Below are 13,358 nucleotides of genomic sequence, written 5' to 3' on the forward strand. Positions count from 1 at the left end.
TGTCAAAACCTGGCGGGGGTAACGCGCCTTGGGCGTTTCAAAGCGCTATCTTCGCACGACCGCCACCCGGGCCGACATCCCGTGGGCGACAGGGTCACCATCGAATGGCGCAGGCCAAGGCGCAGGCGACGGGCCATGAATGACTCATTGTTTGGCGCCGAGGCTTTCAATGATGAAGCTCTCCATGGCCTGCGCCGCCGGCGACAAGCTGGCGCCCTTGCGGCGAATCAGGCCCACTTCGCGACTGACCCGCGGTTCGGCGAGTTCTATGAATCGCAGGCGCTCATATTCCTGCGGAAACGCCAGGCGGGGCAGCGTCGTGATCCCCATCCCGGCGACCAGCGTGGCTGTCAGCGAAATCATGTTGGAAATATACAAGGCATGCATTTCGAGCAGTGACTCAGCCGCCGTGCCCTGCAACAGCCGCGAGGTGCCATTGCCGATCAGGGACTCTGTCTCCAGTGCTTGCCATGTCAGGGTCTGGCGCTCGGCAAAGGGGTGATCGTCACGGCAGACCACGCCGACTTCGTCATGAAACAACGGATGAAAGAGCAGTTCTTCCTCCAACCCCCACAGGCTGGTGATGCCGATGTCGACCTGGCCGCTAATGACCTGCTCGCGGACAAAATCGGCGTTGCCATCGTGGAGGCCGACCTTGATTCCCGGATAGCGGCTGACGAACTCAGAGAGCAGTTTCGGCATCAGTCGGCTGGCCACTGACGGCACCACTGCCATGTCCAGTTGGCCTGCCTCCCTGGCGGCGCGCGCCTGTAGCTCCCGGCTGAGACGATCATGCTGGTTGATCAGCTCCCGAAAGCGCGGCACGCAGTAGCTACCATAGGGCGTCAGAGTCGCCTTGGCACCCTTCTCGAACAACGCCTCTCCCAGGCGGTTTTCCAGCTCGCGGATGGCCATCGACAGGGCCGGCTGTGTGCGATGCAGATAACGAGAGGCAGCGTGAAAACCGCCGTGATCCACCACTGCCAGGACATAGCGCAGCGGCGTGATCTTCAGCTCTGCGACCATCGCATCGATCCTCTTCAGAGTGGTAAGGGGAATTTATCATAGAGTATTTATTATTGATTATCTTTATCCCTCTGGTCCTCCTAGTCTGTTGTCACCGCGTTCAAGGAGGTTCACATGTCACACCACACCACTACCGCCACTCGCGCTGCTGTTCACGATCTTTATATCGATGGCCAGTGGGTCGCAGGGCAGGGCAGCATCGCCAATCTCAACCCGTCCGATACCCGTGATGTCATCGGTCATTATGCGCAGGCCAGTGTCGATCAGGTCGCCGATGCCATCCAGGCGGCCAAGCGTGGCCAGGCGCAATGGGCCCAGTCAGGTCTCGAGCAACGTTATTCCGTGTTGATGGCCATCGGCGATGAGCTGATCGCCCGCAAGGCGGAGCTGGGTGAGTTGCTGGCGCGTGAAGAGGGCAAGACCCTGGCGGAGGGAGTGGGTGAGGTTCACCGCTCCGGACAGTTCTTCCATTACTACGGCGCTGAAGTGCTACGCCAGATTGATGAGCGTGCCGACTCGGTGCGTCCTGGTGTTGAGGTCGAGGTCCGTCGGGAGCCCGTCGGTGTCGTCGGTGTGATCAGCCCCTGGAATTTCCCGATGGCGACAGCGGTCTGGAAGATTGCGCCTGCGCTGGCCTTCGGCAACGCGGTCGTCTTCAAGCCGGCCAATCTGGTCCCTGCGAGCGCATGGGCGCTGACCGACATCATCCATCGTCAGTCACTCCCGGCAGGCACTTTCAATCTGGTGATGGGCCCGGGCAGCAGCATCGGGGATGAACTGATCTCCAGTCCTGACATCCATGCCCTGTCCTTCACCGGCTCTCTGGAAGTGGGTCGCCGAGTGGCGGCGGCCACTGCCGCCAATCTGGTCAAGTGCCAGTTGGAAATGGGCTCCAAGAACGCCCTGATCATCGCCGATGATGCCGACATGGAGCTGGCCGTCGAGGCCGCTTTCAATGGTGCCTACTCAGGCACCGGCCAGAAATGCACGGCATCTTCGCGGCTGATCGTGATGGAATCGGTCCATGACGAGTTCGTGGAAAAGCTGACTCAGCGCCTGTCTCAGGTCCGCGTCGGTCACGCGTTGGAAGAGGGCGTGCACATGGGGCCGGCCGTCGATGCCAAGCAGCTTGAGTCCAACCTGTCCTGGGTGCAGCGCGCCCAGCAAGAGGGGGCAACGCTGGTCTGCGGCGGCGAGCGTGTGGAGTGCGCCACCGACGGCTACTTCATGAGCCCGGCGCTGCTGGTAAATACCACCAACGACATGGCCATCAATCGCGAGGAGATCTTCGGTCCGATCGCCTGCGTCATCAAGGTGAGCGACGCAGAAGAGGCCATCGATGTGCTCAATGACACGTACTTCGGGCTCACGGCGGGCATCATCACCAATTCCCTGAAACTGGCCAGCAGCTTCAAGGCACGTGCCGAGACCGGCTGCGTGATGGTCAATCTGCCGACAGCGGGGACGGATTACCACGTGCCCTTCGGTGGTCGCAAGGCTTCAAGCTTCGGGCCTCGTGAGCAGGGGCGATACGCGCGCGAGTTCTACACCGTCGTGAAGACCTGCTACATCAAGGCGTGAGGAGGCCCCATGTCAAAGACAATGCTGACGATCGACGGCCTGCAGTATTCCAACTGGTCACGCGAGATATTCGAGCAGATGCGAGAAGGGGGGCTGGACGCCGTACACGCCACTCTCGTGTACCACGAGACGACGCGAGAGACCTTGTCGCGTCTTGGCGAGTGGAATCGACGTTTCGAGGCCTGGCCTGATCTGATCATGCCCGTGCATGTGCCGCAGGACATCGCGGTTGCGCAAGCCAGCGGGCGTGTCGGCATCATTCTGGGGGCGCAGAACTGCTCGCCCATCGAGGACGATATCGACATGGTCGAGGTGATGCGTGACCTCGGGTTGATGATCATGCAGTTGACCTACAACAACCAGAGTCTGCTGGCCTGCGGGTGTTATGAGGCACAAGACAGCGGGATCACTCGCTTCGGACGTCAGGTGATTCGTGAGATGAATCGCGTCGGCATGGTCATCGACATGTCGCACAGCGCAGAGCGCTCCACGCTCGAGGCGATCGAGATATCCGAGCGCCCCGTGATCATTTCCCACGCCAACCCGGAAAGCTTCCATCCGGCAAAGCGTAACAAGTCCGATAAGGTGCTCAAGGCCATCGCGGAGAGTGATGGGCTGCTGGGGTTCTCGGCGTATCCCTTCCATCTGCGCAATGGCTCCGACTGTACTCTGACAGAGTACTGCGAAATGATCGCCAGAACCGCAGACCTGATGGGCATCGAGCACCTGGGAATCGGCACCGACCTGTGTCAGAACCAGCCGGTGTCCATTCTTGAGTGGATGCGCAATGGTCGCTGGTCCAAGGACATGGACTACGGCGAAGGCAGTGCCAGCAACGCTGACTGGCCGCGTCCATTGTCTTGGCTGCGAGACAGTCGTGACTTCCCCAACCTGATTGCCGGTTTGCGCAAGGTCGGCATGTCCGAGGACGAAGTGGCCGGCATCATGGGCAAGAACTGGGTCGCGCTCCTCGAGCGCGCCGCGACCCGTCAGGAGGCCGCGCCTGCCTGATCGCCGTAACACTATGCCATGGCACCTGTGCCGAGCCAGGAATCCTCAGGGTATCGCTCGGCAACCAACAACCATAATAAATGCCTGCCAATGACGAGAGCTCGTCAGAGGAATGCCACATGACTTCATCTCGCAAGACCACGACAGCTGCCACGTCGGATGCGTTACCGGAAGGTCAGTACCGCTTTGGCGACCCTGTCGTACTGACCTGCAGCATCGGCTTCATTCTGCTGTTCGTCGGCCTGTCCCTGTTTGATCTTGAGGGGGTCGCGCAAGCCATCAGTGCCGGCTTTGCCTGGACTGCCAGAACACTGGGCAGCTACTTCCAGATTCTGTTGCTGCTCACCTTCTTCATTGCCTTGGGGCTGACCGCGACGCCCGCGGCCAGTGCCCGTATCGGTGGCACGCGAACGCCTGAGCTATCCACCTTCAAGTGGGTGTCGATCATCATGTGCACCTTGCTGGCGGGAGGCGGAGTCTTCTTCGCTGCCGGCGAACCGGTGTACCACTTCCTGGTGACGCCGCCTGCCTTTGATACCGAGCCGGGCACTGCGAGCGCCATTGCGCCTGCACTGGCGCAATCCTTCATGCACTGGGGCTTTCTTGCCTGGGCCATCCTGGGCAGCCTGACTGCCATCGTGCTGGCGCATGCTCATTACGACAAGGGCCAGCCCCTGCAGCCGAGAACGCTGCTGTATCCCGTCTTCGGCGAGAAGATCATGAAGGGCAAGCTGGGGGGCGTGGTGGATGCCATGTGCGTCATCGCCGTGGTGGCGGGAACGGTGGGCCCCATCGGTTTTCTGGCCACCCAGGTCAGCTTCGGCCTGCATGAACTTTTTGGCGTGACCAATGACTATTCGACGCAGCTGAGCGTGCTGGTAGTGCTTGGGGTGATCTATGTCACCTCGGCCGTGACTGGCATCGACAAGGGCATCCAGATCATGTCGCGCTTCAACGTCTTCCTGGCGCTGGGCGTGGCGGCGGTGATCTTCGTCTTCGGGCCGACCCTGTTCATGGTCAATGCCTTCACTCAGGGCTTTGGCGAGTATCTGAGCTCGTTCTTCACCATGTCGACCATGACGGCACAGAGCGCTCCAGACTGGTGGATGCAGTGGTGGACCGTGTTCTTCTTTGCCTGGTTCCTCGGCTATGGCCCGCTGATGGCGATCTTCGTGGCGCGCATTTCCAAGGGCAGAACCATCCGCCAGATGATCCTGACCGTTGCCGTACTGGCGCCCCTGGCGACCGCTGTCTGGTTCACGCTACTGGGCGGGGCGGGCATCTTCTATCAGTTCACCGGCGTGATCGACCTCACCGAAGCGCTCAACAACTTCCAGTTCGATGTCGCGACCCTGACCGTGGCGCAGGCATTGCCGGGCGGAACCGCAATGGCAGCTGCCATCCTGACGCTGACCACCATCTTCGTCGCCACCACTGGTGACTCGATGAGCTACGCGATTGCCGTCGTCAGTGCTGGACACGATGATCCAAGCCCGCTGGTGCGTGCCTTCTGGGGCATCAGCATGGCGTTGATGGCTGCGATACTCCTCTATATGGGCGCCGGCCAGATCAGTGCACTTCAGCAGTTCATCGTCATCACGGCCATCCCTGTCTCGCTGGTACTGCTGCCCTCATTGTGGACAGGACCCCAATCAGCCTTCGCGATGGCACGTGCGCAGGGAATCACCAGCCAGCGGTCAGCCATGCCGGCCCCGGAACACGAAGGAGAGCGTTGATATGTCGCGCAATCACCAGGGTGCACGCCTCTCATCCACCGAGCAGCGGCTACGGCTGCGGGCACCGGACGATGTGATGCAGCTGGAGCGCCTCGGCAGTCTGCATGCCAGCCGCCTGAGTTTCGTGAGAAGTCTGGTGCGCCAGATGGCACATGAAAAATGGAATATCACCACGACCCGCTTCGAACTGGATGCCCTCGGTCACGGTGTGGCGATCTACTGCCTGCAGACGCCCAGCAAGCGCTATCACGGCGTCATATTTTCTCAGGCGCTTGAGGATTCCGCACGCTCTGACCGCGTCATCGCCGAAGCCTGGGATGTCACCTTCGGCGTCGTGGAAGGTGATGTGGATGATGCGCTTCTCGAGCAGATGGCGGCCAATGTGCCGTTGCAGGAAGCCGGGCGCCAGCATCCCAGACTGCTGGTCCTTTCGCGTGCCAATCGCAGCTTGCGTAACTTCGCAAGCTTCCTGGAGGCACTGAGTGCAGGCCAGCAACCTGATCCTGAATGGCTGACCCGGGTCGGCTATCTGTATCGGACTACGGCCGTCTATGGCAATGGCAAGTTCGGCATCGCGGATTATGACCGTCTCAAGGACAACGCGGATTTCCATCGGCCATTTTCTGCCCAGATGCTGGGCGTCTATCTGCTGCGTCACTTCTCGATCCAGCAGATAGAGCACATGGCCCGTGCCCTGGCTCCCGAGACCGCCGCACCTCTGGCAACCCCATTGAAGCGTTATCTGGGCATTGGCAACTCCACTGGCCTCGGAATGGCGCCGTTCCTGATCAATCATCCCCAGCTGGTACAGCGCTGGGTGGAAAGCCGAGAACTGGCGCTTGCCGAAGTGACGGCACAGGTGCCGGGAGAGCAGGAACGTTCACGTCTGCTGGCTCTCCTCAAGCGCGCCGAGACCCATCTTCGCCAGACGGTCACGGATGATCACGAGCAGACCTTGCGCAACCAGGCCACGGTGGCGTCCTTGCCTGAGCTGATGACCTGGCTCGAGCTTGTGCCGCTGTCGCCGGAGCTCTGGCAGGAGTTGATCGACTGGAGCCACCAGCAGCATGGGCTCGAAGCCCAGGAGCTGGTGAATACCCTCTTGCTGGAACTGTACCCGAGCATCGTCGACCGCTATGAGGACCTGATGGCGGTGGAGGAAAGTCTGGAGCTGACCCCGGACATGCCACTGGTTCACCTCAAGCAGGTGATCGAAACGCACTACGACTGGACGTTGCGCTTCGATTTTTCACTTCCCGAGAATCGCCACTGGTTCTGGTATCGCTCGGTCGAGAAGGAGGAGCCTCGTCTGGGAGTCCGCGACAGGGAGGCGGGCGCCGACAAGGAAATGAAACTGGCGATTGCCCCGCGCGTCGCGGATACCCATGCGGCGATCAGTCAGTACCTGGAAGACCACCCTCGTGCCTTGGTGGTGGAATTCCTCATCCATTGCCCACGTCACAAGGATATCGTGCGCCGCATCCAGAGCATGGCCAACACCAGCTTTGGCGAGATACGCGCCAACCTGTGGGCGCGGGACATGAAGCCCATGCACCTGTTGCGGACCAAGCTCTCATTCTTCGGTGCCAGCCGTTTCGACCCGAAGTCTGATCGTTGGGTGCGTATCACGCTCTTCCAGGGGGCTCCGTTGGTGGAGGAACTCAACGCCGAGCCAGAGGATCCTGTCGCGTTTGATGATTGGAGCTTCCCGCTGGCACCGCAGCTTGCAAGCACGACGCGGCCAGAGATGACTGCCGATCCTCGGCAGGGCAACACCACGACAGTGGGAGGAATGTCATGAAGGTCTCCTACAACGAGCTTCACGGACTGTGTCGCAAGGCCTTTCAGGCGATGGGGTTCGAAGACGGTGACGCCGGTGATGCCGCCGACATGGTTGCCTGGATGCAGCTCTATGAGCTGGAAGGGCTGGCGGCGCTCAATCGCGGACTGCGTTTCTTGCTGGAGGATACCGAGGAGCGTCCGCCGGAAATTGTCTATGCCGATGGAGACCTCGCAGTAATCGATAGTCACGGCCACAGCGTATTGAAGAGCTCATCGCTGGCGTTGGAACTCGGTTTCGCCAAGGCCCGTGCGCGTGGCCTCGCTGTCATCAAGATCCAGCATTGCCACAATCGGCAGCTGATCATGGGCTATCTGGCGCGTCTTGCGGGGCGTGGCATGAATGTTACCGCCTTCTGGCGCAACGCCCAGGATGTGGATGAGGCGATCGGCTGCCCCATGATCGAGCAGGTCGTGGGTTTCAGGGCCAACAGCTCGGTCCCCGAGATACGGGTCTATGCCGTGCGTGAAGTGCCAGAAGAGAATGAGCCCAATGACGGCATCACCCTGGTGATGGCCAACCATGTCGATCTGCTGCCATCCCTTCGCTCCGACTATGACGTTGACCTGCTGGCCTGTCATGAAGAGTCGAAGCTGCTTGCCTGTCGCCAACGAGCCATGCAGGAAGGGATCGATGTGGATGACGAACTCTGGTCACGCCTGAAAGCGCTCTCGACACGCCTGCTGGTCGAGGCAACGGAAGATTCTCGCAGTGGTGCCGGCGCCGGTATCACCGACAACGACTGACCTCTCGCTTCTCAATACGCCCCAACACTCCATGATTCGCCGCTCTTGCGCCGGCGAGTCATGGAGTGCACCTATCGAAAGATATTCGAGGAATAACCCATGGTTCATCCCGTCAAGACTGATCTGTTTGCCTCTCGTGCGCCCCTGTCATGGGCGAGTGTCGGCAATGGCATCCTGTTCACTGCCCAGATCCCGATCGATGCTGCCGGCAATGTCGTGGAGGGCGGGATTGCGGCCCAAACCCGCCAGACGCTGGACAATCTGATTCATACCCTGGAATGCGCCGGTGGTGACGCCTCCTCGCTGACTCAGGTGCTGATCTATGTGACTGACCGCGAGCATCTGGCGACAGTGAATAGCCTCTATGCAGAATATGTGCGTGAGCCCTATCCCAACCGGGCTGCCATCATCGTCTCCGGGTTTGCACGCGAAGAGATGCTGGTGGAGATGGTCGCCTACGCCGCACTGGAGGTGGATGTCTAAAACCACCGGGATGCGGGCGAGGGAGTGCCCCGTCACATCTGCGCCCTGCATTGACTGGTCATTGAGGCCCATCGGTATATCAAGCCCTCAGGCCAACATGAAAGACGCCGGAGCATTCTCTGCTCCGGCGTCTTTTGGTCTCTACGTGATGTCTTCTTTCGCTGTGCTTTCAGGGCGTAAGGCCCGCGGCCTGCATGAAGCGACGCAGTGCCAGAGAGACGAGGCCCAGCGCGCTGACGCTGCTTCCCCAGATCACCACCAGCCAGCCGATCTTGCTGAGCCAGCTTGCCGGGCGCGTGGGCGTGCCGGATGGCTCGCCGCCGAGTCTGGCTGAGGGAGCATTCAATGGCGCTGAGTGAGTCTCACGTGTCGGGGATGTCATGTCAGCACCTCTCAATGGTAGCCATCGGTGTGACGGACCTTGCCCTTGAACACGAAGTAGCTCCACGCCGTGTACACCAGGATGATCGGCAGGATGAAGAGCGTACCGACGAGGGCAAAACCCTGGCTTTGTGGTGGAGAGGCCGCTTCCCAGATCGTCACATGACCTGGAATGATGTCAGGCCACATGCTGATGCCGAAACCGCTGTAGCCCAAGAAGATCAAGGCCAAGACCAGCAGGAAGGGCTGGGCGTGATATTGGAAGGAAATGGCGCGGATCAGCGCATACCCCGACAGCAATACCAGCAGCGGTACCGGAAGGAACCAGAATAGCTGTGGCAGCGTGAACCAGCGCTCGGCGATAGCCGGGTGCGCCAGCGGAGTCCACAGGCTGACGGCCGCGATCATGATCAATACCCACAGCGTCAACGGACGCGTCAAGGCATACATCCGCTCCTGAAGAATGCCTTCGGTCTTCATGATCAGCCAGGTGCTACCGAGCAATGCATAGGTGAACAGCAGCGCCACACCGCAGAACAGCGGGAAGGGCGCAAGCCAGTCCAACGAACCGCCGCTGAAGTGAACCCCATCGAAGGCGATGCCTTGGATGTAGCCTCCCAGCGCGACGCCTTGACTGAAGGTAGCCAGCACCGAGCCGCCCACGAAGGCCTTGTCCCACCAGTGGCGGCTTGCGTCCGAGGCCTTGAAGCGAAATTCGAAGGCGACACCGCGGAAGATGAGGCCGATCAACATGGCGACAAGAGGAATGCTCAGGGCTTCCAGCAAGACGGCGTAGGCCAGCGGAAAGGCCGCGAACAGCCCCGCGCCGCCCAGCACCAGCCACGTCTCGTTGCCATCCCACACGGGGGCCACGGTATTCATCATCACATCGCGGTCCACCTTTTCCTCCACCCACGGGAAGAGAATGCCGATGCCCAGATCAAAGCCGTCCATGATCACGTACATCATCAGGCCGAACAGGATGATGCCCGCCCAGATGACAGAAAGGTCGATACCCATAGCGTTCATCGCTCCGGTCAGTGAGTGGTGCCGTCGAGAGATTCCTCGATGGCCGACAGTGGGCGGGAAGGTGTGCGTGGCTTGCCGGGGCCGCCGCTGGGGGCGTGGCTGTCATCACCCGCAGGCCCTTTCTTGATCAGCTTGAAGATGTAGTTGATCCCCGTGCCGAAGACGATGAAGTAGACCGTGACAAAGGCCGTCATGCTGATGCTGAGGTGAATGGCGCTGTGGGCAGAGACGGCATCTTCCGTTCTCATCAAGCCGTAGATCACCCACGGCTGGCGGCCGACTTCGGTGGTGAACCAGCCCGCGAGTATCGCGATCAGACCGGCCGGCCCCATGGCGACGGCCAGCCTCAGCCAGCGCCGCGAGGTGAAGAGCCTGCCCTTGCGGGCCAGATAGACACCCGAGAGGCCGAGCAGAATCATCGCAAGGCCCAGGCCGACCATCAGGCGGAAGCTCCAGAACACGACGGTCGAATTGGGGCGGTCCGCAGCGGGGAAGTCCTTGAGCGCCGGTACCTGCTTGTCGATGTCATGCATCAACAGCAGGCTTCCGAGAGCCGGAATCTCGAGTGCGAAGCGCGTCTCTTCGCGCTGCATGTCGGGCACACCGAACAGGATCAACGGCGTCGGTTCCCCATGGCTGTTGTCCCAATGGCCTTCGATGGCCGCGATCTTGGCCGGTTGATGCTTGAGCGTATTCAGGCCATGCATGTCGCCGACGAAGGCCTGGAGCGGGGCGGTCACCATCAACATCAGCACCGCCATGACGAGCATCTTGCGCACTTCCGGGGTGTCGCGTTTCTTGAGCAGCAACCAGGCGGCGGAGGCAGCGACGAACAGCGAGGTGCTCAGGAAGGAGGCCAGTGCCATGTGGGCCAGGCGATAGGGGAAGGAGGGATTGAAGACGATCGCGAGCCAGTCGACCGGCACGACGATGCCATCGATGACCTCATGCCCCTGAGGGGTCTGCATCCAGCTGTTGGACGACAGGATCCAGAACATCGAGACCAGGGTGCCGAGCGCCACCATGCAGGTCGAGAAGAAGTGCAGGCCGCGGCCGACGCGATTCCAGCCAAACAGCATCACGCCAAGGAAGCCGGCTTCGAGAAAGAAGGCGGTCAGCACTTCATAGGTCAGCAGTGGCCCGGTCACGCTGCCGGCAAAGGCCGAGAAGCCGCTCCAATGCGTGCCGAACTGGTAGGCCATGACCAGTCCTGACACCACACCCATCGCGAAGTTGACCGCGAAAATCTTCGACCAGAAATGATAGAGGTTGCGGTAGACCTGTGTGCCCGTCTTCAACCACATGCCTTCCAGCACCGCCAGATAGCTGGCGAGGCCAATGGTGATGGCCGGGAAGATGATGTGAAACGAGATGGTGAAGGCGAACTGTATCCTGGCCAGGTCGATGGCCTCGGTGCCGAACATGGCAATGTCTCCTGAGTAGGCGGCAAGGGGGACGGCCCTGCCTGAATCTTCGCCGCTACTCTAGGGAGCCACCGGAAGCCATAACAGGCTCAGTTGTGCGAGAAAAAACCATATCAGTTGCGAGCTGAATCTTGGTCAGTCGTTAAATGCCCGTGAGCCAGCCAGGTGGTCTGGCGAGAATCCAGCAAGGCGAGTCGGGCAGGAGGGCGCACTCTGATTCACGTCAGCACTATGACGGGGTCAGGCGCGTGCCACATCGCCCTTGGCGGCAGGCCCCGCCATGGCGGGCTCTTGCGCACCCTGCTAGGGCACGCGTGCGGCATCAAGGCATGCAGCCAGGGTGCGCAACAAGGTGCGATATCCAGGTGTGGCAAGCGGCTGGCGCGCGAGTGACATGTGCCGCAAAAGGCTGTTTTCGCCCCCGCGGATGACGAGTGAAGACTGTGTGGCAAGGCGGCCACAAGGGCTGCGGCATTTGCGCGCACTCATGCGCGGATATACTCGAGGCACTCCTCGCACCTCGCATGCAGCCTGAGCGGTCCGCGTTTCAGGCTGCCTTGAGCAATTCACCCAATGTCTGCATGGCGCGCTCTGACGCCGCATCCCATGGGTGGCCGTAGCTCAAGCGAATGCAATGCTTGAAGCCCTGGGTGGCCGAGAAGATAGGCCCCGGCGCTAGGCTGATGCCGTGGGCCAACGCCTGCTGGAACAGGGCCAGCGAGTCGATGTGCTCGGGAAGCTCGCACCACAGGAAATAACCCCCGTGGGGGTGGGTCACGCGAGTGTCTTCGGGGAAGTAGCGATCAATGGCTGCCAGCATGGCTGTCTGCTGGGTCTCGAGCGCCAGACGTAGCTTGCGCAGGTGGCGGTCGTAGCCGCCATGCTGAAGGTAGTCGGCCAGGGCCACTTGGGCGGGCAGCGATGGCGAGATGGTCGTCATCAGCTTGAGGCGCGAAATCTCCCGGGTATGCCGCCCCGCGGATATCCAGCCCACCCGATAGCCCGGTGCCAGGCACTTGGAGAACGACCCGCAATGCATCACCAGACCTTCGACATCCAGCGCCTTGACGGGTTGCGGGGGCGACACCTCGGCACGTTGATCGAAATACAGTTCCGCGTAGACATCATCCTCCAGCATCGGTAGCTGATGACGGCAGAGCAGCGCATACAGTTCGGCCTTGCGTGCATCGCTCAGGCTGGCCCCCAGCGGATTATGCAGATGACTCATGAACCAGCAGGCCTTGATGGGCAGCGTCTCCAGACGATTCTCGAGTACCTCGAGATCAATCCCTTCGCGCGGGTGTACCGGAATTTCCACCGCGCGCAGCTTGAGCCGCTCAAGCACCTGAAGCGTGGCATAGAAGGCCGGCGCCTCGATGGCGACAAGGTCCCCGGGCTGGGTGACACATTGCAGGCCAAGATTGAGCGCCTCCATGGCACCATTGGTGATCACCAACTCCTCTGTCGGCAGCTGCATGCCATTGACCATGTAGCGCTGAGCGATCTGTCGGCACAGGTCAGGATGGCCTGTGGTCATGTCGGAGATCACGGCATGCGATGACAGCTGGCGCAGCCCGCGCGTCATGCTGGTCGCAAGCCGCGCGAGGGGAAAGAGCTCCGGGCTCGGGAAGGCAGAGCCGAAGGGGACGGTATCGTTGTCGCGCAGTGAGCCCAGCACCGAGAACACCAGTTCACTGACGGCGACATCGGAAGGAGCTTGCTGCTGCAGGGCGACATGCGGCTCATCGAGTATCCGCGAGGCATTGTCACGCACGAAATATCCCGAGCGCGGCCGCGCACTGATCAATCCCTGATTCTCCAGCAGGTAATACGCTTGGAAGACGGTAGAGGGACTGATGCCATGCGCCTTGCTGGCCTGACGCACTGACGGCACGCGCTCACCTGGGGCGAGAATGCCGGTACGAATCAGGTTTGAGATCTCGGCAGCAAAGCGTTCATAACGCTTCATGGGAGCTATCCTGGTGGGCTGTGGAAGGGCAAGGATACCGAAGTGGGGGACGGCGCTATACCAGAGAGTCTCAGGTGGCATCGCGACTGATACCTTAATTCTCATGGTGTTCGCTCACTTCTCTGGCTATCG

11 protein-coding genes are annotated in these 13,358 nt (G+C 60.9%); 6 read left to right on the forward strand and 5 right to left on the reverse strand.

Features of this window, described 5'->3' with window-relative positions; all coding sequences use genetic code 11:
- Window positions 1-144: 144 nt before the first annotated feature.
- Window positions 145-1,026 carry a LysR family transcriptional regulator gene (locus tag MKZ40_RS04040; protein WP_175089538.1) on the reverse strand — a complete coding sequence of 294 codons (882 nt, stop codon included), beginning with the start codon at window positions 1,024-1,026 and terminating at the stop codon, window positions 145-147.
- 114 nt (window positions 1,027-1,140) lie between these two features.
- Here MKZ40_RS04040 and MKZ40_RS04045 point away from each other — a divergent pair, with 114 nt between their 5' ends.
- From MKZ40_RS04045 to MKZ40_RS04070, 6 genes are all read left to right on the forward strand, one after another.
- Window positions 1,141-2,607: an aldehyde dehydrogenase family protein gene (locus tag MKZ40_RS04045; RefSeq protein ID WP_175089539.1), complete on the forward strand. Its 1,467-nt coding sequence runs from the start codon at window positions 1,141-1,143 to the stop codon at window positions 2,605-2,607.
- 9 nt (window positions 2,608-2,616) lie between these two features.
- Window positions 2,617-3,618, forward strand: a complete 1,002-nt coding sequence (locus MKZ40_RS04050; protein ID WP_175089540.1) for a dipeptidase — start codon at window positions 2,617-2,619, stop codon at window positions 3,616-3,618.
- Window positions 3,619-3,737: 119 nt separating this feature from the next.
- Window positions 3,738-5,354, forward strand: a complete 1,617-nt coding sequence (locus MKZ40_RS04055; RefSeq protein WP_175089541.1) for a BCCT family transporter — start codon at window positions 3,738-3,740, stop codon at window positions 5,352-5,354.
- 1 nt (window position 5,355) lies between these two features.
- Window positions 5,356-7,155 carry a hypothetical protein gene (locus tag MKZ40_RS04060; protein WP_217485855.1) on the forward strand — a complete coding sequence of 600 codons (1,800 nt, stop codon included), beginning with the start codon at window positions 5,356-5,358 and terminating at the stop codon, window positions 7,153-7,155.
- Window positions 7,152-7,940: a DUF3726 domain-containing protein gene (locus MKZ40_RS04065; RefSeq protein ID WP_175089542.1), complete on the forward strand. Its 789-nt coding sequence runs from the start codon at window positions 7,152-7,154 to the stop codon at window positions 7,938-7,940. Before MKZ40_RS04060 ends, MKZ40_RS04065 begins: the two co-directional genes overlap by 4 nt.
- Window positions 7,941-8,039: 99 nt before the next feature.
- Complete coding sequence (locus MKZ40_RS04070) at window positions 8,040-8,423, forward strand: RidA family protein (protein WP_054556192.1); 384 nt, start codon at window positions 8,040-8,042, stop codon at window positions 8,421-8,423.
- Window positions 8,424-8,592: 169 nt separating this feature from the next.
- On the opposite strand, the gene MKZ40_RS04075 is transcribed toward MKZ40_RS04070, so the two are convergent.
- The 4 genes from MKZ40_RS04075 to MKZ40_RS04090 form a co-directional block, all read right to left on the reverse strand.
- The gene (locus MKZ40_RS04075) at window positions 8,593-8,805 is read right to left on the reverse strand and encodes a DUF2474 domain-containing protein (protein ID WP_175089543.1); all 213 of its coding nucleotides are present in this window, start codon (window positions 8,803-8,805) and stop codon (window positions 8,593-8,595) included.
- A gap of 11 nt (window positions 8,806-8,816) precedes the next feature.
- On the reverse strand, window positions 8,817-9,824 hold the full coding sequence (gene cydB / locus MKZ40_RS04080) for a cytochrome d ubiquinol oxidase subunit II (RefSeq protein WP_175089544.1): 1,008 nt from the start codon (window positions 9,822-9,824) through the stop codon (window positions 8,817-8,819).
- 17 nt (window positions 9,825-9,841) lie between these two features.
- Window positions 9,842-11,257 carry a cytochrome ubiquinol oxidase subunit I gene (locus tag MKZ40_RS04085; RefSeq protein WP_175089545.1) on the reverse strand — a complete coding sequence of 472 codons (1,416 nt, stop codon included), beginning with the start codon at window positions 11,255-11,257 and terminating at the stop codon, window positions 9,842-9,844.
- Window positions 11,258-11,804: 547 nt separating this feature from the next.
- Window positions 11,805-13,226 (reverse strand): PLP-dependent aminotransferase family protein, encoded by a 1,422-nt coding sequence (locus MKZ40_RS04090; RefSeq protein ID WP_024952511.1) that lies wholly within the window; start codon window positions 13,224-13,226, stop codon window positions 11,805-11,807.
- Between the last annotated feature and the right edge of the window lie 132 nt (window positions 13,227-13,358).

This window comes from Cobetia sp. BMC6 (assembly GCF_029991385.1).
Classification (GTDB): Bacteria; Pseudomonadota; Gammaproteobacteria; order Pseudomonadales; family Halomonadaceae; genus Cobetia.